The organism is Paenibacillus sp. FSL H8-0537 (assembly GCF_038051995.1).
In the GTDB taxonomy this organism is placed as follows: domain Bacteria; phylum Bacillota; class Bacilli; order Paenibacillales; family Paenibacillaceae; genus Pristimantibacillus.
On record NZ_CP150290.1, the window covers coordinates 623,869 to 647,543 of the forward strand.

General features: G+C 49.7%; 23 protein-coding genes. 16 read left to right on the forward strand and 7 right to left on the reverse strand.

All coding sequences use genetic code 11. The features are described 5' to 3' along the window. The first annotated feature begins 169 nt into the window (after positions 1-169). Together MHB80_RS02600 and MHB80_RS02605 are read left to right on the forward strand one after the other, a co-directional pair. Positions 170-1,558, forward strand: a complete 1,389-nt coding sequence (locus MHB80_RS02600) for an ATP-binding protein (protein ID WP_341280703.1) — start codon at positions 170-172, stop codon at positions 1,556-1,558. Next, the gene (locus MHB80_RS02605; protein ID WP_341280704.1) at positions 1,555-2,106 is read left to right on the forward strand and encodes a hypothetical protein; all 552 of its coding nucleotides are present in this window, start codon (positions 1,555-1,557) and stop codon (positions 2,104-2,106) included. Before MHB80_RS02600 ends, MHB80_RS02605 begins: the two co-directional genes overlap by 4 nt. Before the next feature lie 112 nt (positions 2,107-2,218). Here the strand turns inward: MHB80_RS02605 and MHB80_RS02610 are convergent, their stop codons facing one another. Beyond that, positions 2,219-2,764, reverse strand: coding sequence for a superoxide dismutase family protein (locus MHB80_RS02610; RefSeq protein ID WP_341280705.1), 546 nt, complete (start codon positions 2,762-2,764; stop codon positions 2,219-2,221). A 168-nt stretch (positions 2,765-2,932) separates the two neighbouring features. On the opposite strand from MHB80_RS02610, the gene MHB80_RS02615 reads away from it, so the two are divergent. Further along, on the forward strand, positions 2,933-3,349 hold the full coding sequence (locus MHB80_RS02615) for a hypothetical protein (RefSeq protein WP_341280706.1): 417 nt from the start codon (positions 2,933-2,935) through the stop codon (positions 3,347-3,349). Positions 3,350-4,075: 726 nt separating this feature from the next. Here the strand turns inward: MHB80_RS02615 and MHB80_RS02620 are convergent. Together MHB80_RS02620 and mscL are read right to left on the reverse strand one after the other, a co-directional pair. After that, on the reverse strand, positions 4,076-4,708 hold the full coding sequence (locus MHB80_RS02620; protein WP_341280707.1) for an NUDIX domain-containing protein: 633 nt from the start codon (positions 4,706-4,708) through the stop codon (positions 4,076-4,078). 90 nt (positions 4,709-4,798) lie between these two features. Continuing rightward, a complete protein-coding gene (gene mscL, locus MHB80_RS02625) occupies positions 4,799-5,305 on the reverse strand; it encodes a large conductance mechanosensitive channel protein MscL (protein WP_341280708.1) in 507 nt (168 codons plus the stop codon). 387 nt (positions 5,306-5,692) lie between these two features. Between mscL and MHB80_RS02630 the strand changes: the two genes are divergently transcribed. The 4 genes from MHB80_RS02630 (at position 5,693) to MHB80_RS02645 (ending at position 10,726) form a co-directional block, all read left to right on the forward strand. Continuing rightward, complete coding sequence (locus tag MHB80_RS02630; protein ID WP_341280709.1) at positions 5,693-7,447, forward strand: ATP-binding protein; 1,755 nt, start codon at positions 5,693-5,695, stop codon at positions 7,445-7,447. Positions 7,448-7,536: 89 nt separating this feature from the next. Continuing rightward, on the forward strand, positions 7,537-8,307 hold the full coding sequence (locus tag MHB80_RS02635; RefSeq protein ID WP_341280710.1) for a sporulation protein: 771 nt from the start codon (positions 7,537-7,539) through the stop codon (positions 8,305-8,307). 206 nt (positions 8,308-8,513) lie between these two features. Continuing rightward, complete coding sequence (locus MHB80_RS02640; protein ID WP_341280711.1) at positions 8,514-9,644, forward strand: DNA alkylation repair protein; 1,131 nt, start codon at positions 8,514-8,516, stop codon at positions 9,642-9,644. Then, entirely contained in the window at positions 9,641-10,726 is a 1,086-nt protein-coding gene (locus MHB80_RS02645; RefSeq protein WP_341280712.1) for an aromatic acid exporter family protein, read from the forward strand. Before MHB80_RS02640 ends, MHB80_RS02645 begins: the two co-directional genes overlap by 4 nt. A gap of 125 nt (positions 10,727-10,851) precedes the next feature. On the opposite strand, the gene MHB80_RS02650 is transcribed toward MHB80_RS02645, so the two are convergent. From MHB80_RS02650 to MHB80_RS02660, 3 genes are all read right to left on the reverse strand, one after another. Then, positions 10,852-11,163: a transposase gene (locus MHB80_RS02650; protein WP_341282841.1), complete on the reverse strand. Its 312-nt coding sequence runs from the start codon at positions 11,161-11,163 to the stop codon at positions 10,852-10,854. 91 nt (positions 11,164-11,254) lie between these two features. After that, complete coding sequence (locus MHB80_RS02655; protein WP_341280713.1) at positions 11,255-11,857, reverse strand: TVP38/TMEM64 family protein; 603 nt, start codon at positions 11,855-11,857, stop codon at positions 11,255-11,257. Positions 11,858-11,994: 137 nt separating this feature from the next. Then, entirely contained in the window at positions 11,995-14,022 is a 2,028-nt protein-coding gene (locus tag MHB80_RS02660) for a Na+/H+ antiporter (protein WP_341280714.1), read from the reverse strand. A gap of 219 nt (positions 14,023-14,241) precedes the next feature. Between MHB80_RS02660 and MHB80_RS02665 the strand changes: the two genes are divergently transcribed. After that, positions 14,242-15,219: an aldo/keto reductase gene (locus MHB80_RS02665; protein WP_341280715.1), complete on the forward strand. Its 978-nt coding sequence runs from the start codon at positions 14,242-14,244 to the stop codon at positions 15,217-15,219. A gap of 22 nt (positions 15,220-15,241) precedes the next feature. Here MHB80_RS02665 and ilvA read toward each other — a convergent pair whose 3' ends face one another. Further along, a complete protein-coding gene (gene ilvA / locus MHB80_RS02670) occupies positions 15,242-16,510 on the reverse strand; it encodes a threonine ammonia-lyase IlvA (protein ID WP_341280716.1) in 1,269 nt (422 codons plus the stop codon). A 533-nt stretch (positions 16,511-17,043) separates the two neighbouring features. Here ilvA and MHB80_RS02675 point away from each other — a divergent pair. The 8 genes from MHB80_RS02675 to MHB80_RS02710 all read left to right on the forward strand — a co-directional run bounded on the left by MHB80_RS02675 (position 17,044) and on the right by MHB80_RS02710 (position 22,962). After that, a complete protein-coding gene (locus MHB80_RS02675) occupies positions 17,044-17,883 on the forward strand; it encodes a hypothetical protein (RefSeq protein WP_341280717.1) in 840 nt (279 codons plus the stop codon). Between the two features lie 120 nt (positions 17,884-18,003). Beyond that, positions 18,004-18,456, forward strand: coding sequence for a flavodoxin (locus MHB80_RS02680; RefSeq protein ID WP_056031783.1), 453 nt, complete (start codon positions 18,004-18,006; stop codon positions 18,454-18,456). A 64-nt stretch (positions 18,457-18,520) separates the two neighbouring features. Then, positions 18,521-19,312, forward strand: coding sequence for a hypothetical protein (locus tag MHB80_RS02685; protein WP_341280718.1), 792 nt, complete (start codon positions 18,521-18,523; stop codon positions 19,310-19,312). A gap of 160 nt (positions 19,313-19,472) precedes the next feature. Further along, a complete protein-coding gene (locus MHB80_RS02690) occupies positions 19,473-20,327 on the forward strand; it encodes an AraC family transcriptional regulator (RefSeq protein ID WP_341280719.1) in 855 nt (284 codons plus the stop codon). A gap of 104 nt (positions 20,328-20,431) precedes the next feature. Further along, the gene (locus MHB80_RS02695; protein ID WP_341280720.1) at positions 20,432-21,103 is read left to right on the forward strand and encodes an SOS response-associated peptidase; all 672 of its coding nucleotides are present in this window, start codon (positions 20,432-20,434) and stop codon (positions 21,101-21,103) included. Between the two features lie 361 nt (positions 21,104-21,464). After that, a complete protein-coding gene (locus MHB80_RS02700) occupies positions 21,465-21,668 on the forward strand; it encodes a hypothetical protein (RefSeq protein WP_341280721.1) in 204 nt (67 codons plus the stop codon). 220 nt (positions 21,669-21,888) lie between these two features. Continuing rightward, positions 21,889-22,077, forward strand: coding sequence for a hypothetical protein (locus MHB80_RS02705; protein WP_046229494.1), 189 nt, complete (start codon positions 21,889-21,891; stop codon positions 22,075-22,077). A gap of 156 nt (positions 22,078-22,233) precedes the next feature. After that, the gene (locus tag MHB80_RS02710; protein WP_341280722.1) at positions 22,234-22,962 is read left to right on the forward strand and encodes a M24 family metallopeptidase; all 729 of its coding nucleotides are present in this window, start codon (positions 22,234-22,236) and stop codon (positions 22,960-22,962) included. The last annotated feature ends 713 nt before the right edge of the window (positions 22,963-23,675 follow it).

Consider the following 23,675-nt stretch of genomic DNA (forward strand, 5'->3'; position numbering starts at 1 on the left):
ATATGCGGGAGAGGAAGGGATGATGTCATGTAGGGAGATAAAGGCGGAACATCGTGCTTTTTATTACTAGAACTGATAAAATATTGAGGGTAATCATAGGTATGAAGTGTCCCTTTTTTAGGAGAAAATGAATAGGGCAAGGCTAGTCAGAATGACGGAGGTGCCATATATGTTAGAGGTTAGTTTTAAGAATCTGGGATCTATCAAGAACGGAACGGTTAAATTAAACAAGCTGACGATTCTTGCTGGAGAAAATAATACAGGCAAAACGTATGCAAGCTATGCGATATACGGTCTGCTCAAGCATCTTGCCAATGTAAAGGTTACTTATCCCGCTTTAGAAGCGGCAGATTTGAATGATAAAGGTGAAATAAAGGTTGATTTTAGTGATTTTCTGAATAGCTATGATGAACTGGTAGCCACCATTAATAAAGAGTTTTCAGCCGATTTATATCAAATATTTAGCACCAGCCAAAATGCTTTTCAAAAAAGTTTCGTAGAGGTGGATATTGATAAGGATTTGTTTATAAAGTATATGAATAAAATGGGTTACGAGCATAGTACGACCTTTGGAAAAGCTCAATTTTCCTTTGAACTAAAAAAGGAGCCAGGGAGTTCTGTTGCCTATATTTATTACTTTTATAAAGGGGAGTATGAGCCATCTAAGGTATCTTTGTTAAAGAAAATTATCGAGTCTATATTAGATGATATTGTATTTGAGCCTTTTAAAAAAGATGTATTTATTTTGCCAGCAGAAAGGTCAGGCTTGAATTTATTTTATAAAGAGCTTAATGCAAATAGAAATGAATTAGTACACAAGATTGGAATAGATATGTTGAATGATCCTGAACAGTTAAAATTGCAAGTCGAGAAGTTTATTACGCCTTACTCTACTCCAATATCGGATTATATTACTTTTCTGAACCGACTAGAGAGACGGTCTCAGGTAGAGAGCGAATTCAAAGACTTGGCAAATGAGCTTCAAAATAACGTCATTAAAGGCTCCTATTCGATTGAAAATCAGAATATTGTATATCAGCCATTGAGTGCGAAAGGAAAGTCATCGAAGCCGAAAAACGAGGGTATACAACTCCATGTTGCATCGTCTACTGCTAAAACATTATTCGGTTTAGTATTTTACTTGAATTATATGGCAAAAGAAGGTCAAACGCTCATTATTGATGAGCCGGAGTTAAACTTGCACCCAGATAACCAAAGAAAAATGGCGAGAATACTAGCAAAATTAGCGAATAGAGGAATCAATGTATTAATATCAACCCATAGTGATTACATAATTAAAGAGTTTAATAATCTGCTAATGTTAGGAAAGGAGTTCCCTGATAAAATTGAGTTAATGAAAAAATATAAATACTCGGAAAGCGAAATTTTAAAGCAAGAAGATATATCGCCTTATGTATTTATTGATAGTAAAATCAAACCAATGGAAATAGATGATTTGGAAGGCATAATCGCAGAGACATTCGATGATGTCATAAACCAATATAATGATTCGGTTGATGAAATATATTTAGCGATAAGGGAGGGGCTAGAGAATTGAGTGAAATGCTTGATGCCCTTGAACAGATTATAGCTCGATCTTATAGAATATTCCCGGACAATAATAATTTATTGACTATCCGAGAGGATAAGAATAATAGCGGTAATTCCTCCCTTGGTTCTTACGTGAGCTTTAAAAAAACAGGTAGAATATTCAGCTTCACATTAGATATTGATAATTCCAACCCATTTCCCTACTTCTCAGAAAGAACAGGCTTGAAAGGCAAAAATGACGCCATAATTTTTGCGGAGAAGGATGGTAAAATATTTATATTGCTTTTAGAATTGAAGTCTAAAAACCTATCCACTTCTATGAAACAGCTACGCAGTGGTGAAAATTTTGTTCAATTCATTGTCAAGACAATCGAGCTTCATTTTAAAGGAGCTATAAATGAGCAGTTGGAGTTTAGGTACCTCTTATTTACTACTCGAAAAATCCCGAAAAAACGGACGGCAAGGCTAATTATTAATTATCACGATAACAAAGGTAAGAAGGTTGCAGAAGAAGATAGCAATCGGGCCTATGCATTAGTAGATTTTTTGAAATAACTGGTCATGCTTAGAATGGAATCATTAGTTAAAAGATATACAAGTAAATATTTAATTAAAAACAAGCACGAACCCCCTGAAGAGGGGGTTCGTGCTTGTTTTTTAGCGCAGCTTATTTAATCACGCCGCAGGCGATGCGAGCACCCGAGTTGCCGGATGGATCGGTGACGTAATCATCTGCTTTCTCGTGAATAACTAGAGCGGCGCCGCCTGATTTAATCAGGGAGTTAGGTGCATCCTTGGCGAGCGTCACATTTTTTGAAATGATCTCAGCTTCGATTTTTCCGGTAGCGTCAACTTGAATATTGGGCAAATCGCCAGAGTGGAAGCCTTTGGGATTGCTGAACCCGTGCTGCTTGCTTAGCGGATTGAAGTGAGCCCCCGCCGACGTAAACTCGGGAGCCTCGCATTTTCCGGTTTCGTGAAAATGGATGCCGTGCATGCCGGGTGCGAGCTGCTCCGCCGCAAGGCGAATATGTACACCGTCAGCTTGCTCCTGCAGGCTTGCTTTGCCAATGACCGCACCTTTGCTATTAATAAGGTCCAGCTTGATCTCCGCAGTGGGGACCGATTTTACAGCGGCATGTGCCATAGGGAGGGAAGCGCCCCCTAGTGCTAGGCAGAGCGTTGTGACGTATATGGTTTTTTGAATAAACATAAGTTTTCCTCCATTTCCAGTGATGCCATTTAATATGCCCCGTCAATCGCTTGCCTATGCGGAAATCAAGGAATCTCAGATATGCGCTTGTCATAGCATACATGTCCATACCTCTCTACTCTATTTGCATATGATATATCAGAAACCATGAGAGAGGTGGCATAAATAATGTCAGTTAAATCGAAATTCCAGGTGAAAAACATTAAATCAGCGTCGCGCCAATCGAAACGGGCTCGTACTTCTTCTTGCTCCTGTCAACGCCAAGAGTCAGCAAATGAAAACAGAAGCAATGGTTGTCATCGCAGAGATCCGGCAGTTGAAGGGGTACAGGATGCTGGCAAAGTGTTAAGCAAAATTTTCAAACGACTGGAAAATGAAGAGGTTGCCGAAAAACTGGTCAAAGCGATCCGCTGCCATGATGCCCGGGCGGTTCAAAACATTATCGGCTGCGATTGTAAAGTCGTTCACTTCTTCTGCACGCAGCGTTCTGATTGCGTTAGAATCTGCTGCTCGTTCGGCAGAGACAACGAGGTTACAATATCGTTTGATATTTGTATCAAAAGAGAAAACAATAACCGCTACTAGTCCGCGTGTAGATGCCAGAATAAGCAAGAACCGCCAGGCCCTCCGAGGGCTTGGCGGTTCTTGTTATGCTCTATTCTGTCACCGTGCTGCGCGAATCGGCATACGATAGGACAGCAAGGTTAGGCAGACAAAACAAGCAAGGACAACGATCATAATGGAGGGGACGAACGATGCCGCTAATTCCGAATTTCCCCGCACCTTTGCTTCAGGAGCATGCTGTATGGCACCATACACATCATGTAACGCCCGGCACCATTCCGCCTCGCGGATTCGGTGATCAGTTTTTGCGTTTTCACCGTGACTATATTAACCGCGTGTACAGCTGGTATAACAGCCAAGGCTATGACAGCAGGCTGATTGCGCCGTGGCCGGAAATTCCGGAGGCTATACGCCGCGCTCCTTGCTATAATCCGGCTGCGGAAAATCGCATTCGAAATAATCCGCGCTCCTTTAATACGCTGGATGAGCTGGGCAGCTACATCGAATCCAGCGGCATTCATGGCTGTATGCATATGATTTCGGCCCAGCTGATGAACGAACCGGAAATCAATGATTTCGACTTGGCACCGCGCCATACGACGTTTTATCAAATTCACGGGCTAATCGACCAGTGGTATCGCAACTGGGAAAATGCCTGGGGCCAGCGCGCTGACGCGAAAGGCCAAAGGCAAATTCAAAGCCGCCCTGTGCCGCAGCGGCGCTCCACTGGCGGGGCCGTTTCAGCTGCTACGTGCAATCGCGCAAGGCGCGCATTACGCTTGCGTAATATTCCGCTTTGCGCGGTACGAACTGCTCCACCCGCACGCTCCTTACGGAAGGCATCTGCCCGCCGTCCGGGCTTACAGCCACCCCTGATACCATCAGCTCCGTCCGCTCGTGCTCGAACAGCTGGAGCAGCTCTTCCAGGTCGGCCTCGTACACGCCGGCCACCTCTTCGACTTGCAGCTGTAATTCCATCAGCGGCAAGGAACAGACGAAGCCGAACACATCGCTGACCTCGCGGTCGATGAAACGGGTGCCGCCAGCCGTTCCTACGGTATCCTCACGCAGCTGCCCAAGCGGGATCAGGTCGCCAAAGCTGGCGGTTACGCCAATCTCCTCCTGCAGCTCGCGTGCGGCGTCACGCATCGTTTCGCCTGCCGAGAGATGGCCGGCGACGGTAATGTCGTAGCAGTCCGGACAAGTATCCTTGCTGGACTGGCGCAATTGAAACCGAACGTAGCGGCGGTCTTCCTCCTTGCGTGTGAGCCAGCAGTGGAAGGAGCGGTGCCAGTAGCCCTTGGCATGCGTCTCCGAGCGTGTAGCTGTCCCGATTGGATTCATCTGCTCGTCATAAATATCAAAGTATTCCTCTGTCATTGCACGAACTCCTTTGTATAAAAAAATAGGGCAGTTTGCGCGTTTAGAGACTGCGACGAAATAAAGTACCGCTAAATTCCTCGCAGCTCCTTAGTGAGAGCGTCCCGAATCCACAGCTTCAAGCTGGGACGTGCAGTGCTTGCAGCGAGTCGCTTTCAGCGGAATGCTGGACAAGCAGTAAGGGCAGTCCTTTTCCGTAGGAGCAGCTTCGGCGGGAGCCTCCTCTGCTTTGCTGCGGCGCAGCATATTAATGCCTTTAACGAGGAAGAAAATACAGGCAGCTACGATGAAGAAGTCCAGCATCACATTAATAAACTGGCCGTAGGCGATAACGGCAATGCCGTTTTTCGATGCATCGTCGAGCGAGCGGACAACGGTACCGACAGCTTTCAATTCCTCAGTATGCTTGGGATCGAGGTTAATGAATAAGTCCTTAAAATTGACTCCGCCCAAAACTCGTCCAATCGGCGGCATTATAATGTCGTTCACAAGCGAGGTGACAATTTTGCCGAAGGCTCCGCCAATAATGACACCGACTGCGAGGTCGATGACGTTGCCTTTAATCGCAAACTCCTTAAATTCCTGTACAATTTTCATCAAAATCTCTCCTTCATAAAATGAGCTTGCCCGAAAACATTGCATAAGCGAGCGCAACAAATGCAGCCATGCAAAAGCGCTGATTGCTCTTTATTGTATATAAAACAAGCCAGAAACACCATTCCTAAAGCAGCCGCATAAAAAGATAATCCTATAATTACATAAAATAACAATTTTCCTTTTCATTTTGGTTACAGGATTAAGCTTCGATACGATGTGCAATTCTGAAAATGGTAGTGGAATCCTAGTCTAGGAGCGACACTTGTTCGCCTTTTTGCATCATTTTCTGCTTTTTTTGTGAAAAAAGATATGTAAAAAGAGAGGATTTTATTGGATATTGTCGAATTTCAGTATTGTGAGTAAATTAATGGATATTTGAGGAGTTTTATGAATCACCAATTCGTTATAGGGAACCCCTTTTTTACACTGTTTTCATTTATGATTGTTTGCTTTGCCTGTTTTACGCTGTTCAGCATGATTGGTTACCCGCCATCAGGCAGCAAAATAGTAGCATTCAGCCGCAAGTTCGGCAGTTCTTTCGTTTTTGGGCTAGGTGTTTGGGCGATGCATGTGCTGGCCATATTCGGATCGACTTATCCATTAGTTTTGGATTGGACTATGCTCTACACTTTGTTGTGCTGCATGGCTCTTACCTATGCTTCAATATCCGTATACGAAAGTGCCTGGCCCGGATTGATGAGGAAGGTGTTAAGCAGCCTGCTGCTCGCTGTTGGCTCAACGACGCTGCATTATTTAAATCTGCTGGGGAGTCCGGTGAAAAGCTATGAGCTGGATCATTATTTGTTCATGGTATCGATCATAGCTGCTTTTCTAGGAGCGCTGGTCGCCTTTAATTTGTATGAAAGCAGAGGAAAGGATGGCAAGCTGATCAGCAGCCTTATTCTCGGTCTGTCGATGATTATTATGCACACGATAGGCATGCAGGCAATGAAGGTGGAGTATGTGAATGTCTATACGACCGACAGCATGAACGATTCAATGATGCTCATGTCGTTTCTGCTGGGCATTGCCACAATGCTCATATTCAGCTTCTGCCTATCCACCTGGATGTTCAGCCGCAAATACAGTATGGTCGATGCCAATTACAAGCTGCTGGTCGAAAACTCCCTCGATACGATTGCGATTATTAAAGAGGGAAAATGGCAATATTTCAATCCTTCCGGTTTGCGGATGTTTGAGGCAGACAGCGAGCATGAATTGATCGGTGAGTCGATCTATGATTTTCTTCACGAGAAGCATCATGAGGAAATTCGCCAATTGCTGGGCGATGAGGAGAACGAGGATTTGCTGCGCCAAAAGCCTGTCGAATTGGACTGGAGAACCGTGCATGGCAAGCTGCTGCATACGGAATTGGTACGAACAAGCACAAGCCATACGGGCAGCCTAGCCTATCAAGTCATTATCCGCGATATTTCGGAGCGCAAAAAAAATGAGGAGCTGCTGATCAATTCTGAGAAGCTGTACATCGCAGGCCAGCTGGCTGCGGGAATTGCCCATGAAATTCGCAATCCGCTCACTTCGCTGAAAGGGTTTCTCCAGCTCATTGCTTCTGGGCGCAGCAACAATCATTATTATGAAATTATGAAATCCGAGCTGATACGGATTGAATCCATCGTAAGCGAGCTGCTGATGCTGTCCAAGCCGCAGGTTTATCAGCTGTGCTACAGGGATGTGCGCCCGATTATGGCGGAATCAGTGACGCTGCTGGAGACGCAGGCCATTATGCACAATATTGAAATTCGGCTGAATATGGCTGCGGAGCCGCTATACGTCTTTGGCGTGGAAAATCAAATCAAGCAGGTGTTTATCAATGTTATCAAAAATGCAATCGAGGCAATGGCCAGCGGAGGTCTCATTCTCATTACGCTAGAGCTTGCGCAAAAGGCGCGAATCGTCATCCGCATTCAGGATGAAGGTCCCGGCATTGCGAAGGAGCAGCTTTCCAAGATCGGCCAGCCCTTTTATACGACGAAGGATAGAGGGACGGGGCTTGGCCTCATGGTTACCTACAAAATCGTCGACAACCATCTCGGCAGCATCAAGGCGGACAGTATTATGGGGAAAGGAACGACCTTTATTATTCAGCTTCCCTATCGCAAAGACCCGGAAGAAAATACATGAATATGAAACCGCACATTTTTTGCAACGCAAGGAGAAGGCTCGACGTACAACCGAATAGCTACAAAAAAATTATTCGGTGAGGTGTCCTTATGTTTAATCGGTTATTAGCAAGCATTGGCATTGGCTCGGCAAAAATTGATACTTTGCTGGAAAAATCCCGTTATTCGCCAGGTGAAGAAGTACGCGGCGTCGTACAAATTCGCGGCGGAAGCGTGGAGCAGCGCATTGAGAAGATCGAGCTGTCTGTAATGACCGAATACATCCGTGAGAGCAATGACCAGAAGCACAGACATAACTGTGTTATTGGAAAATATCCGGTCAGCCAGCCATTTGAGCTGAAGGCCGGAGAAAATCGCGAAGTGCCGTTTTCCTTCCAACTGCCTTTTCAAACTCCGCTCACATTAGGGAAAACGCCAATATGGGTGAGAACCGAGCTGGACATTCGCGGTGCCATCGATCCCGGCGATAACGATCGCATCGAGGTCGTGCCAAATGCAGCGATGGGCCTGGTGCTGGAAGCAGTCCAGCAGCTTGGCTTCCGTCTGCGTGAAGCAGATTGCGAATACGCTTCACGGCTGGGACGCTCGCTGCCTTTCGTGCAGGAGCTGGAATTTGTTCCAACCGGAGGGCAGTTCCGCGGCAAGCTTGATGAGCTGGAGGTTATTCTTTATCCGGAGGCTCAACAGATCGAGCTGCTGCTGCAAATTGACCGCAAAGCGCGCGGTCTTGGCGGCTTCTTCGCTGAAGCGATGAATACGGATGAAACGTTCGTCCGCGTCGCTTTTACGCAGGAGCATCTGCAAGCCGGGACGCAAGCGATTGCGAGCCAGCTCGAAAACATAATCGCCCGGCATGCTTAGCCTAGAAGCGCCGAATCTGAGGTGCTGAGGCCAGAAGCGCCATAGCAAATAGCAGCAGCCTGCCCGCCGCGAGTTTATGACGCGGCGGTCGGGCTGTTTTTCAATATAACGATGGGTACGAGCGGTTTGATTTGTTGCTATTACTTCCGGTTGCGGGTTATGGCATAATAGATGGAGCATGATTGATTATACTGGAGGAGCTTACGATGGCAGAACCGCTAAAAGCCTTATACGATGGCTTATTCATAGAAGATTTTGGAGCGCTGGTGCGCACGGCTTTGCCGACTTTTGATTTGGCAGGCTTTACGGCGGCAGTAAGGGCTGGAGAATGGGAGGAGCTGGCGCTCAAGGCGCGCTCAAGGCGGATTACCGAAGCACTTGGCGATTTCTTGCCGAGCGATTACGAGGCCGCGCTTGAGGTGCTGATGCAGATCGACTCGCAGTGCCGTGGTTTGCCTTATATTTTCTTCCCGGATTTTGTGGAAGTGTACGGAATGGCACCGCAGCATTTTGACCGGTCGATGCAGGCGCTGGCGCGGTTCACCCGTTATTCGACGGGGGAGTTTGCCGTACGCCCCTTTCTGCTTGCTGAGCCTGAGCGCATGATGCGGCAAATGCTGATATGGGCTGATGATGAGGATGAGCATGTACGCCGGCTGGCGAGCGAAGGGACGCGGCCGCGTCTGCCTTGGGCGCAGGCGCTGCCGATGTTCAAGCGCGATCCACAGCCAATTGTTCCGCTGCTGGACAAGCTGAAAGCCGATCCTTCGCTCTATGTCCGCAAAAGCGTGGCAAACAATCTCAATGATATCGCTAAAGACCATCCCGATGTGGTCGTGGCGCTCGCCCAGCAGTGGTCCGGCAATAATCCGCTGACAGACTGGATTATTAGGCGCGGCTGCCGCACGCTGGTGAAGCAGGCGAATCCAGCGCTGATGGAGCTGTTCGGCTATGCCGCCGGAGAAGGCGAAGCAGGCGGGAGTGGCGCTTCATTGACGGTGCATGCCGAGCTTCGGGCAGTGCCTGGGGCCCTGCATATAGGCGACGAAGCGCGGTTTAGCTGCGTAATGAAGCTGCGGGATGGAGACGCGCTCAAGCTGCGAATCGAATACGGCATTGATTTTATTAAAGCTTCGGGCAAGCCTTCGCAGAAGCGTTTCCTGCTGTCTGACCGCGAGTATGGGGGAGGAGCGGAAGTGACGCTGTCGCGTGTGCACCGCTTCGCCGACTTGACGACGCGCAAGCATTACCCGGGACTTCACCGCATTACGCTATGGGTGAATGGGGTGCAGGTTGCGGATACGGAGCTGCAGCTGGAGGAGGCGCGCAGCAAATGAATATTGGAGCCCGCGTGCTGAAGACCGGATTGTCCGTTACGCTGGCGATTTTTCTGAGCCAGTTTTTCGGCTTTCCGTCCAGCCTTATTACGGCAGTAGCTGCTATTTTGACGATTCAGCCTTCCATCTACCGTTCCTGGCAGCAAATTCTCGATCAAATTCAGACGAACCTGCTTGGCGCAGGAATTGCCCTTGCTGCGATGAAGGTATTTGGTCATACGCCGATTGCGGTGGGCCTCGTCTGTATCGCCGTTATCCTTATTTGTATCCGGTTGAAAATGGAAACGACCATCGGAGTGACCCTTGTTATGGTCATTGCTATTATGGAAGCGCATGGACAAGGATTAGACGTGGCGCTGCAGCGATTTTTAATGGTCCTTACGGGTATGGGGGCCGCTTTCACGATTAATGTTCTCGTATTTCCTCCACGCCCGCGCAAGCAATTCACGGAACAGGTGCATCTCGCCTACGGGCAAATGTCTTTGCTGCTGCGAACCGCCGTTTCCAACGAAATGAAGGAGAGCGTGTTCCGGCAGGAGAAGGAAACCTTGCATGTGTCGGTGCGTAAGCTGGAGGATCGCTACACCTTGTTTGAGGAAGAGCGCAAGGTGCTTGCCCAGGCTAAAAAAAGCCATGCCAGACAGCTGCTCGTCTCCAAGCAGACAATCAAGGCGCTGCAAAAGGGCGTTGATCTGCTTGAGGCTGTGGAGGAGCATTATTTTGCCGCTGCCGAGGCTGGGAAATGGGCGCAGCGCTTCGATCACCAGATTGAGGAGCTGACCAAATACCACGAATCGATTTTGCTCAAAATCGAAGGCAAGATGAAGCCTAACTTGAGCTTCGAGCCGGAGGAAGAGCGTGAAGCCCGCCTCATTACCGACCTGACGGATTATTTCCGCGAGGGGCGGGACGAGCATAAGCGCCTTGTGTTCGTCGCGTCGGCTATTTTCGAATATGCCTACCATCTGCGGAGGCTGGAGAAAATCGTGGATCAGGTCCAGCAGCGCGGCATGTCGCCCGAGGAATGGAAGGGAGAAGCGAATGCCAGCGGCAGAGAGGCCAAGGTTAGCGCACAGGAATGACAGGCAGCTGAAGCTGAATGAAGGAGAGTGCAAAAAAACCGTCCTTCGTCAATTGATGATCGATCATTTGACGAAGAGGCGGTTTTTTTGTTTACTTTGCTATTGTTCGTCAATCAAACCATAAGCTATTCGGTCTTATTGCTGCCCTCATGGCGTCTTGGATGCTGCATATGGGCTTCAGGATCCTTGTCATCGTCTTTGGGGATGAGCCGCGGATCGGTTCGCCCTTCATGATGGTTGTCGAAGTCCAGTTCCACCAGCCGCCAAGTCGCCGTCCCCATCTGGGGATCGGCTGGAAACACCTCGCCGCGCTCCAGTTTCTCTTCACGATTCCAATCGTTGCGGTATACACCCGCCACTTCAACAGGCTCGCCCGACATCGGCTTCATCTCATTGTATTGATGCTGCTGTTCTTGGTCCAATTGCTGTTCGTTCATCGTATCTCCCTTTCCAGGCCTGCATAGTCCGTCCAACATGACGGCGGGTCATTCTGCTATAGCATGCCTCAAAAGGGAATATGTATGAGTGCTAATGGATATAACGTTTTTCCAGCCGCTTGCCGCCGAACCACATTAGCACAATGACGGTGCAGGCAACGACGATGCGCCAAGGCTCATGGGCGAAGTTTCCAATATCAAAGCTGAGCAGCGATACGCATAAAATCATGACCGCCTTGCCGAGAAGGGTTGCGATGATGAACGTGCGGAAGGGCACGGCGCTTAAGCCCGACACAATGTTAATGAGCGAGGACGGCGAAAATGGAAAGCAGGCGAGCAGGAACAGCGGCGTAAAGCCGCGATGCTCGATCCATTCGAAGAACCGCCCGGATTTCGGGAAGCGCCGCTCGACTTTTGCTTTGACATTTTTCCCGAGCTTGCGCACGACCCAGAAAACGCCGATGGCCCCAGCAGAAACGCCAATCCAGGAAAATAAGAAGCCGAACCATAGGCCGAAAATATTGGCATTGGCCGCCACAATCGCCAGCAAAGGCAGAAACGGCAGGAAGGCCTCCAGCAGAGGTAAAAGGATGCCAAGCAGCGGTCCGAATTCCCGATAGCTTTCCAGCGTGCGCTGCAGATGCTCTAAATCCATATGCTTTATTTGTTCTATCCAATTTTGCAGCAACGCCATACGTTAACACCCTCACTCACTTGATCAAAATATCAGCCGTTCTAAAAGACATCGTATGGCTTAAACAATACCAGAAAATAGTGGTAGATGCCAAGCTCCCGCATGTGGAACAAGCCAGACCTGCCAGCTCGAGCTCGTTACCCCTGCTCTAAAATAGACGCCTCGCGGTTGCGGATAAACTGCCGCAGCTTATTGGCAAGGTCCCGATTGATTTCTCCACGCTCATACAAGGTCTGCACCTCGACCCGCTCTGCCTGAATGGCAACCCAATGCAAATCGCGCTGCACGTCGGCGTCGCCTCCATTTTGTTTCGGCGATATCGGCTTTTGAAGCTTTTCCTTTATAAAATGGTAATGGCTGATCAGCTCGCTCCGCTCCTCTGAGCCGGACTCGTCCAGGCGGTTATCGAAAGTGTCGATAACCGACTCGCAGGCTCGCAGCTTCATCCTTCTCAGCGCCTCGCGATCGGCTTGGCCTATCTTGGCATTGGCAGGCGATTTCGATTTTTTGAGGGGGAGCATCTCCAGCGGGAGCCTCATCAGCTTTCTCATAATAATCGGCCAAAAGCTTCGGCGTCCCGCCAGCATCAGCTCAAGCTGCTCGAGGCTTCGTTCGAACAGTTCGAACTGCTGCTCGCTGATTTCCCCTTGTGCCAGCATGCGGCGGGCAGCTTCCCGCTCCATGCGGAATGCCTCAAAGCGCAGGTCAATGATCCCCTCATCAACTTGCTTCGTTGTCAGCCGGGGCTTCTGAAGCTCCAGCATGCGGAACCAACGCTCATATTCGGCAAGGACGGCAGCCGTTTCCGCTTCATTTTCCTTGCTCGCTGCTTGGTGGATGGCCTCAATGGCCGCATTCATCATTTTGAGCTGCCCTTGGCGCTCTTTCTCCGTCCGTTTTGATTCATTGCCCGTATCGCTGCTGCTTGCTAGTAGCGGAAGCACGGTGCTCGCGACGAGCAGCGATAACAGAATAACCGCAGTCGCAAGAAAAATAATGACATTCCGCTCGGGAAACGGATTTCCGTCGGCTAGAAACAGTGGAATGGAGAACGCCCCGGCAAGCGTGATGGCACCGCGTACGCCAGAAAGCGAGGTCATGACTAATATTTTAAACGAAGGCTTCTCGCGCTGCTGCTCAGAGCCGAATAAGCGGCCCCCTCTTGTAAAGGCGTACGTCCACAAAAATCGCAGAAGCAATAGCAGTACGAAAATGAAGCAAGCATAGCCTGTCACCTGAAGCGAGTTAATCGCAGGATTAACAAAAATGGTACTGAAGACGACAGGTATTTGCAGTCCTAATATGACAAAAACGAGTCCATTCAGTATGTACAAAATAACCGACCATGTATGGTCAGGCACCTCATCGTTCCGGGCCCGAGCCTTATCGTATTCATCGCGTTCAACGGCATGGACGACGCCTCCGGCTACAGCGGCCAAAATACCGGATACGCCAAGATGCTCGCCAGTCAAATAAAGAGCAAATGGCGTGAGCATATGGATAAGCATATGCAGCGTTGGATCTTCCAGACCAGAACGGCGCAAAACAGCGCGAAGTCCTGTAATCAGGAAGGCCAGCACGCACCCGACCGCAAGGCCGCCCGTCGCAATAACGACAAAGCTGATGCTTGCTTTCGTTAAGGAAAATGTGCCGGTTAGCGCAGCTGCCATCGCAAATTTAAAGGCGACGAGCCCGGAGGCGTCGTTCATCAGCGCTTCCCCTTCCAGCAAATGCCGCAGGCTCTTTGGCAGATGAACCCGCCCCGCTAATGCGTTGACCGCTACAGCATCGGTCGGAGACAGCAGGGCAGCAAGTCCAAACGCTGCCGGCAGCGCAATGGACGGAATCATAAAGTGGATCGCATAGCCGATAAGAAATACGGTGACAAACACAAGGCCGACAGCGAGTAGGAAAATCGGGGCGCGAAGCCTCCATAATTCATTGCGCGGCGTATGCTTGCCATCGTTATACAGCAGCGGAGCTACGAACAATATGAAAAATAGCTCGGGCTCCAGCGTCATATGGACGCCAGACGGTAGAAGCGTAATCCCAATGCCAAGCGCAATTTGGATAAGTGGAGCTGGAACAACCGGAAGATGCCGATTGATAATATTGGACAGCCCGATCAGAGCAAGCAAAATTAATATGGAGGAAAATATAGCCATTCCATCACCCTCTCTTGTAATTGCGTTCAGCTGCTGCTGTCGCTCATGACGGGCTTATTTTCACCTATGTAACTAAATTTTACCCATAATCAGTCTTAATGCTTTCTAGGAGGAGCAGCAGGCTTTGCATGCGCTTTCAGCTTGGTTATGGACTTTCGGTTATGTATAATAGGAAGGGTATGGCAATCAAAAAAAGGATTGAAGGAGTGACTTTCTTTTATGCAATACACTTATTTGGGTCAGTCAGGTTTGCGCGTTAGCCGCTTATGCCTTGGTACCATGAATTTTGGTGTGGATACAGATGAGAAGGAAGCGTTCCGGATTTTGGATGCCGCATTAGATGCGGGCATTAATTTTATTGATACGGCGAACATTTATGGCTGGGGCGAAAACTCTGGACGTACGGAGGAAATTATCGGAAAATGGTTCAGTCAAGGCGGCGGACGCCGTGAGCGTACCGTGCTGGCAACCAAAGTATATGGCGATATGAATGATGACCATGATGGGCCGAACCGAGAAGCCGGCTTGTCCGCTTATAAAATTCGCCGCCATCTGGAAGGCTCGCTGCGCCGCCTGCAGACGGATCATATTGAGCTGTATCAGATGCATCATGTGGATCGTAACGTCCATTGGAATGAATTGTGGAGCGCATTTGAAACGGCTGTCTCGCAAGGCAAAATCGGGTATGTCGGCTCTAGCAACTTTGCTGGCTGGGATATTGCTGTGGCGCAGGGTGAAGCAAAAGCGAGAGGGATTTTGGGGCTCGTATCCGAGCAGCACAAATATAATTTGCTGTGCCGTTTGCCGGAGCTGGAGGTGCTTCCTGCATCGAAGGCGCTCGGTCTTGGCGTTATTCCGTGGAGTCCACTGGATGGGGGGCTGCTTGCGGGCAATCACCGCAGGGATAATGGCGGACGCCGCAGTGGAGACACCAAGCGTCTGGACAAGCATCGCGCGCAGCTGGGCGAATATGGCAAGCTTTGCGATGAGCTGGGTGAGCCTGAGGATCTCGTATCGCTCGCATGGCTGCTGGCGAATCCGGCGGTTACGGCTCCGATTATTGGGGTGCGCACGCTGGAGCAGTTCGAGCGCTCGCTTCGTGCGGTAGAGCTAGAGCTGGATAGCGCGACGCTCGCCCGTATCGATGAGATTTTCCCAGGACCGGGCGGCGATGCGCCTAAAGCTTACGCTTGGTAATTGGTGATTGAATAGCCGTTCATCAAATTAATAAATTAAATAGTACAGGATCTTTGTTCAACTCGATGAAGGAATAGCCTTTCATCTGCATGCGGCTGATCAAGGGCTCATAGTCCTTACGGTGCTTCAGCTCAATGCCGACGAGTGAGGGGCCATTGTCCTTATTGTGCTTTTTCGTATACTCGAAGCGGGTGATGTCATCGGTCGGACCGAGCACATCATCGAGAAATTCTCGCAGCGCACCCGCGCGCTGCGGGAAATTTAACATGAAATAATGCTTGTATCCTTCATAAATGAGCGAACGCTCCTTAATCTCCTGCATGCGGTCAATATCGTTATTCCCTCCGCTAATGACGCACACGACTGTTTTTCCGGCAATCTGATCCCTGAACATTTCAAGCGCAGCTATAGGCAGCGCACCGGCTGGCTCCGCTACAATCGCATTTTCATTGTAAAGATCGAGCATGGTCGTACAAATTTTGCCCTCGGGAACAGGCACGGTATCATCGAGCAATTCGCGGCAGATCGCGAACGTCAGCTTGCCGATCCGCTTTACTGCAGCGCCATCGACGAATTTGTCGATATGCTCAAGCGTAACGACTTCCCCGGCATCTAGCGATTCGCGCAGCGACTGAGCCCCTTCTGGTTCTACGCCAATCACTTTCGTTTCCGGCGAAATGGCTTTTACATATGAAGCTACACCAGCAGCAAGGCCGCCGCCGCCTACAGCCACAAATACAAAATCCGGCACCGTATCCGACGCTTCCATCAGTTCTTGTCCGACTGTGCCATTGCCGGCAATAATTTTCAAATCGTCAAACGGATGAACGAAAGCCGTACCGCTGCGCTCGCTCTCCTTAATGGCTTCTGCATAAGCATCATCAAAGGTGTCGCCAGTCAAAATAACCTCGACACTGTCGCCACCGAAGAAGGACACTTGGTTTACCTTCTGGCGCGGCGTTGTGCTAGGCATATAAATTTTGCCCGGGATGCCAAGCGCATGGCAGGAGTAGGCAACGCCCTGCGCATGATTGCCTGCGCTTGCGCAGACGACACCTGCGGCAAGCCGCTCTGGCGGCAGTGAACGCATTAAATGGTAGGCACCGCGAATTTTAAAGGAACGCACAATTTGCAAATCCTCGCGTTTCAGCAGGACATTGCAGCCGTAGCGCTCGGAGAGCACGCGATTATATTGCAGGGGCGTGCGGAGAATGACGTCTTTCAAATGCATTTGGGCGTGAACGATGTCTTCAAGCCCAACTCTAGGCGAGTGAGATGATAAATATTCCATGTGAGGCCACCTTCCAGGATTGTTTCCAAACGCGCCACGCCGCCAGAGGAGGCGACAGCCGTTTCACCTTGAAATATAGGAAAGAATGTGATGGTTCTATCCTTTCTCTATATTTCTCGGACTGAAACGCGCTGCGCCGCCAAAGGAGGCGACAGCCGTTTCACCTTGAAATATAGGAAAGTATATGATTTTATCATCCTTTCTCTATATTTCTCGGATTGAAACGCGCCACGCCGCCAGAGGAGGCGACAGCCGTTTCACCTTGCTTGTTGTTGCTCATTATAGCACTATCGAAGACAATGCATAACCATGGAATTACAGGGGGAGGACCAAGTAGTATGGCAAAAGAATGAACAACGGGCGAATGCTGCCCACGGCTAGGCACATTTTCCAATTTCGATAGATAATGATTGACATTAGGTATGAGAATAGTTATCATATACTACGAAAGTGATAATCATTATCATTTTGTCCACTTATACAATGATGCAAAATAATATACGATAGTATATATTGATGGAGCTGGTTTAATCGTGGCAGAGTTTAATCGCAAGGAGCACCAAATGAATGATGCGCCAGCCGAAACGGGCAAGCCGTGGAATTGGCAGCTGTTCCCGTTCTCATCAGTGAAGGCAGGCGAGGATGCGCTGTACGTGGCATCGGTTGGTTATGGCGTCTATCAGATTAATGGCGAAGAGCAATGGTTGAAGCTTAGTGCAGGGATGCCGCAATCGGCAATGGTTAATCGACTGCAGCTGCAAAGCAGCGTGCTTCATGCCTGCACGAGTGAAGGACTTTATCAATATACAAATGGGCAATGGGTGAATGATGGTCTTGCCATTCCTTGCTATCAATACCGGATGCTTGGTGGCACAGGTTATGCGGCAACGGATTATGGGCTGTGGTCAAATTCGGGAAGCCGCTGGGAGAAGTCAGCCTGCGCCGACAAGCGGGTCTATGATTTCATGAACCTGCCGCAATATCTCGTCGTTGGTCATGAAAGCGGAGTCGCGCTGTACGACCGTTTTATGGATGAGTGGGCCGAGTTTGAGCTGGGCCGTGCGGTTACAAGCCTTGCTGTATACCGAGGACATCTCATTGGCGTCAGCGATCGCGGCGAGCTGATGATTGGCGACAAGAAGGGGCGGTTTGACCGCATCCGCTTCAGCAAGCAGTTTATTTTCTCCATTGTTGCGAAGGGGAAAGATATTTATGTATGTACGGATAAAGGCTTGTTTCAGCTCGCTTATATCCGCAATCAAGTAACGCTGCTGTCTGTGAAGCTGGGCATTCCGGTGACGGATGTGGATCTGCAGGGCGACAGCTTGTATATGGCCACGTTGTTTCAAGGTATTCAAATGATGGATGCCTAGTTCATATAAAATCAGCCATCTGCGCGCGGAGGAGAGACTGCTCTCCCCCAGCTGATGGGAAACAAAGCAGCCGATTGTCCAAAATGGCGACGGCTATTTACACTTGGGAGGAATGTATAGGTGTCAAAGGTAATTGTGGTATACGCGAGCATGACGGGTAATACAGAGGAAATGGCTGAGGCAATTGTTGCTGGAGCACAGGAAGCGGGCGTTGAGGTTGTATCGAAGGAAGCTTTCGATGCAAATGCAGCTGATTTGCTGGAGTACGATGGCATCATTATCGGCGCGTATACTTGGGGAGACGGCGAGCTTCCAGATGAAATTCTTGATTTCTATGAGGAGCTTGAAGGACTTGACCTCAGCGGCCGCAAAGCAGCCGTATTCGGTTCGGGGGATTCCTCCTATCCTGTATTTTGCGGCGCGGTTGATACCATCGAAGCTAAGCTGCGCGAGCTAGGGGCAGAAATTGTCTCCGAAAGCCTGAAGGTTGAATACAACCCTTCCGATGATGAGAAAGAACAATGCAAAAACCTAGGCAAGCAAGTAGCTGGCCTTGTAACTGTAGCGGGCTAATAAGAAGGGCGGCAGTTGCTGCTTTATTTCTAAGTGACCCGCAAGAAAGATGAGGTGGCCGATTATGGAGCAATCCGCAGCAGTAAAGCTGATTGAGGATTACAAGTTGGAAGAGCTGCTGCGCTGCCCCTATCGGTTCATTAAACGGCAGACGGCGAAGAAGCGGGCAGGCGAAGTGAATGGGCGCCAGCTTATGCAATTCGCCATCAGCCATATTGTGAATGATTTTTATGAGCTGCCGCCCCATGCCCGTACAGCAGATGTAGTGAAGCGGCTGGCGGAGCGCTGGTGGACGCCGCGAGTAGCTAAATTCGATAATGCGGAGCATTATTGGGATTCGAAACTGCAAGCGGTTGCACATTTGACGGCTTTTTTATTGGAGGAGCAAGAGGCGGCGCCAATTATCCAATTTGAGCAGCATCGCACCTTTGTTGAGCCGCTCGATGTGGAGCTCACGCAAATCTTTCAAATTGTCGCCGAAGATCCGTATGGGTCGAATACCGATTATATTGTGCAAAAGTTTGTCGTGGACGAGGATGAGGATGTCATCGTTACGTTCCAGCATATGACCGCCGTATTTTGTAACAGCGCCTTCGGCAAGCTGCCTAGCCGGATCGATGTTTTGTCGGTGATGAGCGGTCAGCGGATTTCCTATTATCCAAGCGAAGCTGATATACCGCAGTCCTTGGATTATATGAGGCTTGTGCAGACTATGCTGCCCGAAGCCGAGCGGCTGCGCAAGAGCAACAATGCGGCGGAGTGCCGAAGCTGCCCGCTGCGCAGCGAATGCTTCAGCAAGACGTCAGAAGCAGCAGCTGAGGCTGTGCTGCAAAAGTCAGCAAGTCTTACTATGTAGGCTAGAGCATCGTTCGATGGTTCATCGATTGATGCTCTTTTTTTACGCTCACTATTAGGAAGACGCATCCGGAGGCAAAGGTAGACAAACGATTGTTAGTTATGTAACATGGGGCAATACATAAATACTAACTTACATAGTTGCACAAGGAGAGATTGTCGTGTCAGAGGAACTGCTGCTAACGTTTCGTTCGCCGCCGCTGCCCTTTTTTATAGAATCAAACCGTCGTACGTATCAAGCGGGTGAGGAACATCCGAACCGGACTAATATTGGCGTATTCGATATGCTGTTCGTGCATGAAGGCGCTTTGCATCTTGCGGAAGGGGACAATAAATGGCTGCTTGGCCCAGGGGATGTGCTTATTTTGCGGCCGGACAGCTATCATTATTCGTATCAGCCTTGCCAGGAGACGACCGTGTTCGACTGGATCCATTTTCAGACGGTGGGTGCATGGGAGGAAACCGAGGGGAGTCAATCGGGCTCCTTGCGGGGAGACTATTATACGTATGCTATTCGGCTGCCGAAAAAAATTCACCTGTCTTACCCGGACGAAGCGAAGCTCATCTTCGCACAGCTGCATGATGCAGCGCAAAGCTCGTCGCATGGCGCGTTCTGGGAGCGGCAGCAGCGTTTTCTGCATTTATTGCAAATGCTGGATGAAGGCTGGCGTTCGGATGCCGCAAGAGCAGGCGTATCGGTGGCAGAACGTGCTGCGGCCTATTTGAAAATGAATTACCGCAGCCCTATCAGCAATGGCATGCTCAGCGAAGTGCTGCAGCTGCATACCAATTATATTACGCGCTGTATGACCGAGGTGTTCGGTTGTACGCCGCAGCAATATTTGCTCTATTACAGGCTGGATCAAGCGAAGCTGCTCCTTATTAAGACAGACTGGACGATTGCCCGCATCGCGGAGGAAACGGGCTTCCGTCAAACGCCGCATTTCTCGCGGCTGTTTGCCTCCCACACCGGGATGCCGCCGCTTAAATTCCGCAAGCGTTTTACGACAAATTAAGCCAAGAAGTGAATAAAAAACCTCCTCATATGCAAATAATGGGCAAGACGATATTTTGAGCACAGCGGAATGCTTGCCCGCGCAGCTTAGAGGGGGATATACAGATGATTGAGCGTTATTCGGTTAGGGCAAATGTCGACGATTTGGTTCGGTCGTTCCAGGTTGGGAATGTAATTGATTGTGATGTGACTAGGTTTAATATAGCGCCGACCCAGTCGGTGTCAATTGTAATGAATGACCGCTTAGGCGAGCGGACGCTTCAGGATGCCAGATGGGGCTTGTTTCCGTTCTGGGCGAAGGATTCAGTAAATGCGGATTGCGAGCGGTTGTCTGAAAAGCCATTTTTCGAGCGGATGCTGCGCAGGCAGCGCTGTGTTGTACCATGCAGTGGCTTCTTTGGCTGGCAGCAGTATGGGCAGGAGCGAGAGCCGCGGGCGATGCATATTGTTGTGCCGAGCCAGCGATTGTTTGGTGTGGCGGGGTTCTTTGATGCTTGGAAAAATTATCAGGGGCAGGAAGTGCGCGCTTTTACGATGATCACGGCCAGTTCTTCAGGGGCGTTATCCGGCTGGCAGCCGCGCGTGCCTATCGTGCTTGACGAGGAAGGGCTGGAAGATTGGCTCAATCCGCGCATTCATGATTTCCGTTCACTGCGCAAGCATCTCGACCCGCTGGAATCCTATCAGCTAAGAGCTTATCCGGTAACGAATGCGGTAGGCAACGAAGCGTACGAGTCGCCGGATTGCATTCAGGAAATTATGCCGGATTTTGCATAGCTGCGGCAGACAGGCTTGCCCTGCTGACCAGACCTATTTTAAGCTTGAGACAGAGCCTTCGTTCCAATGGGATTATGGAAGCGGAGGTTTTTTTGGGAAATAAATGAAAGGGCTTACATGATTATGCAGCTAGTCTTTTTCGTTCTTAGGACAGTTGAAGCCAGGCTGGATTTTCGCTATAATGTAACCTATATTTGGAAATATCTGTAGCTTGAAAAAAAGCGGATTTTTGCCGATATTAAAAAATATAAGAAGGTATAAGCTCCCCCTAATAATGGGCTTATATTTCTCGGATTGAAACGCGCCGCGCTGCCAAAGGCAAGCTGCAGCCGTTTCACCTTGTCAGAGAGGAGCTGGGATAATGGTTTCAGGCTGGGTCACTGCGCTGGTGCTGGCGTTCGGTATTGCAGTCGCTATTTTCGGGGTTCTCGCCTATTTACGAATGTTTCATAAAGACCGGAGCGCAGCTTCTGTCCGTTCATCCATAGAGCGCCATGCTAGTGCTGACGAGGCTTCCGCTAGTGAGGAGGAGCATGTTTCACCCCTGGACAGGACGCCTGACTAGTGCGGAATTCGCATAAATTATACGCTTGGAGGACGAGCTGGTCAAATGCATGCTTTCCCAAGTGTAGCATAAATGTTATAATAGTAAGAAAAGTTCAAACATTTTGAATCATCAAACCATGGTGACGCTTGACCGATGGGAGTCCGGCGGTGTTTTAGCCGAATGTGTTCTCGGAATTTGTTGTTTAGGACGACCATCCAACGTTAAGGGAGGAGATTTCATGGCGAAGCACAGCCAGAATGAAGTCAAGGAAAGCCTGAAAGAACTAACGAGAATTTTCCAACCCAAGGATTCACGCAAATTTGTTAGGGATTACATTCGAAAGTACCGGATTACCGGCGGCTACGAGGAAGAATTAACATTGCTGGTGGAAGATGAAATGGGCAAGCTCAACTCCTCAGTCGGCTAATCTCATGGTTATACGGGCTCTATTCCCTTCAAGGGGAATAGAGCCCTTTTGTTTGAAGGGAAAGAGAGAAAACAAAGCATTACACGATTTGTTCACATTCGTGAGAATGTCCGCTTTACTCCTCGAATATGGTGAATAGAGGAGGGAGGTTTGGATATGCTGACGAAGCTTGCGCTTGGCACGGAAGAGCAGTATGTACAGCATGCAGGGAGCATTATAGCTGCATGCCATAAGGAGCTGTCAAAGCGGATTACCTGCGGGGTGACAACGCTTGAGATCGAGCGTTTTACGGAGCGATTCATGCTGGAAAGAGGGGCGTTTCCGGCCTACAAGGGGCGAAAAGGTTATCCGTTCGCCATTTATGCCTCGGTAAACGGGATGCTGCGCGGCGGGTTTCCCGGCACGGCTCCTCTGTCCAGCGGTGATATGGTCAAAATCGAGATGATTGCCGGGGTGGATGGCGGCGCAGCTGAATTCGCCTGGACGTATGCGATAGGTGAGCCGTCCCCGCTTGCCCGCAAGCTGCTGCGCACGGCGCAGCATACGCTGAATCGCGGTATTGCCGAGGCGAGAGTAGGCAGAAGCGCCGGAGACATCATCGTGGCTATCCATACTTCAGCGGCCAAGTCGGGCTGCCTGGTCATGAACAGCATGCCGGATATCGCGGTGCACGGCATTCTTCACCGGCTGCAGCAAGGAGAGATGCGCCCGGTGGAGCAGCCGGAGGAGCTATTGGCAGAAGGCATGATTTTGACGATTGATTTAATTGTGGGATTAGGTGCGCTGGCGGGTGACGCTGCTAGTGTCGAGCCGGGACTTGCGACGGCGCATGTAAAGCATACTGTGGCGGTTACCCGCTCAGGCCCGGTAGTACTGACAAAATGAAGCGGATAACGCTGTACGCTTAAGCAGACGAAAAGGAGATCACACCTCACGGAAGGCGAGGGTGATCTTTTTTGCTCTTTAAGCGCTATTGTCTCAGCCTGTCAGGAGCTAATGACCAGCCTTCATAAATCGTTTTCCTCCTGAGAAGTGGTGTATTGTTGCTCTTTCGGGCTGTGTGAGCATTGGGCTAAGCTAAATAAACACCGGAGGGTACCGTGATGTGCTTAGGAACGAAAGTTCTTTTCAGACATTTAATGAAAGCACTTACTAATTATCCGGGCTGTAAAGTCAACACGAAATGCTTCAAGGATAATCGGCAAGGCAGGTCAGTACCGCAGCTTACAAGCTCGAAAATCCCGCTCGCTTCCTCATATGATGGGGAGCGCGCGGGATTTATTTTTCTCAGGAGAGGCCGTTGGTTAACTTTAATAGGTTTGCCATTATTCGAGGGCAATCTCATCCGCTGACCCAAGGCTGGTGAACCGTAACCTGCGTTTGTTGCTGATACCCTACAGCTCCAGACAGTAACTGCTTTTTTGGCGGACTGAGGTGCCGCTATTCTAGCTTTTTATTCGATTTCAGGACATAAGCGGACAGGAGATCCGTTATCGCCCTCAATATCCCAGCAAAATGGCCATTTCCAGCGAAATAGCTGCTCCTGAGTCCGCAGCCGGGCTGAACCCGTGATCTGGCTAAAATAGCGGCTGCTGTGT

Coding starts and splice junctions, on each gene's coding strand:
- MHB80_RS02700 (WP_341280721.1), top strand. CDS start 21,465: ATGGTTTCAGGCTGGGTCACTGCGCTGGTGCTGGCGTTCGGTATTGCA.
- mscL (WP_341280708.1), bottom strand. CDS start 5,305: ATGAAAATTGTACAGGAATTTAAGGAGTTTGCGATTAAAGGCAACGTC.
- MHB80_RS02615 (WP_341280706.1), top strand. CDS start 2,933: ATGTCAGTTAAATCGAAATTCCAGGTGAAAAACATTAAATCAGCGTCG.
- MHB80_RS02705 (WP_046229494.1), top strand. CDS start 21,889: ATGGCGAAGCACAGCCAGAATGAAGTCAAGGAAAGCCTGAAAGAACTA.
- MHB80_RS02630 (WP_341280709.1), top strand. CDS start 5,693: ATGAATCACCAATTCGTTATAGGGAACCCCTTTTTTACACTGTTTTCA.
- MHB80_RS02665 (WP_341280715.1), top strand. CDS start 14,242: ATGCAATACACTTATTTGGGTCAGTCAGGTTTGCGCGTTAGCCGCTTA.
- MHB80_RS02660 (WP_341280714.1), bottom strand. CDS start 14,022: ATGGCTATATTTTCCTCCATATTAATTTTGCTTGCTCTGATCGGGCTG.
- MHB80_RS02710 (WP_341280722.1), top strand. CDS start 22,234: ATGCTGACGAAGCTTGCGCTTGGCACGGAAGAGCAGTATGTACAGCAT.
- MHB80_RS02695 (WP_341280720.1), top strand. CDS start 20,432: ATGATTGAGCGTTATTCGGTTAGGGCAAATGTCGACGATTTGGTTCGG.
- MHB80_RS02600 (WP_341280703.1), top strand. CDS start 170: ATGTTAGAGGTTAGTTTTAAGAATCTGGGATCTATCAAGAACGGAACG.
- MHB80_RS02620 (WP_341280707.1), bottom strand. CDS start 4,708: ATGACAGAGGAATACTTTGATATTTATGACGAGCAGATGAATCCAATC.
- MHB80_RS02685 (WP_341280718.1), top strand. CDS start 18,521: ATGGAGCAATCCGCAGCAGTAAAGCTGATTGAGGATTACAAGTTGGAA.
- MHB80_RS02655 (WP_341280713.1), bottom strand. CDS start 11,857: ATGGCGTTGCTGCAAAATTGGATAGAACAAATAAAGCATATGGATTTA.
- MHB80_RS02610 (WP_341280705.1), bottom strand. CDS start 2,764: ATGTTTATTCAAAAAACCATATACGTCACAACGCTCTGCCTAGCACTA.
- MHB80_RS02650 (WP_341282841.1), bottom strand. CDS start 11,163: ATGAACGAACAGCAATTGGACCAAGAACAGCAGCATCAATACAATGAG.
- MHB80_RS02635 (WP_341280710.1), top strand. CDS start 7,537: ATGTTTAATCGGTTATTAGCAAGCATTGGCATTGGCTCGGCAAAAATT.
- ilvA (WP_341280716.1), bottom strand. CDS start 16,510: ATGGAATATTTATCATCTCACTCGCCTAGAGTTGGGCTTGAAGACATC.
- MHB80_RS02640 (WP_341280711.1), top strand. CDS start 8,514: ATGGCAGAACCGCTAAAAGCCTTATACGATGGCTTATTCATAGAAGAT.
- MHB80_RS02645 (WP_341280712.1), top strand. CDS start 9,641: ATGAATATTGGAGCCCGCGTGCTGAAGACCGGATTGTCCGTTACGCTG.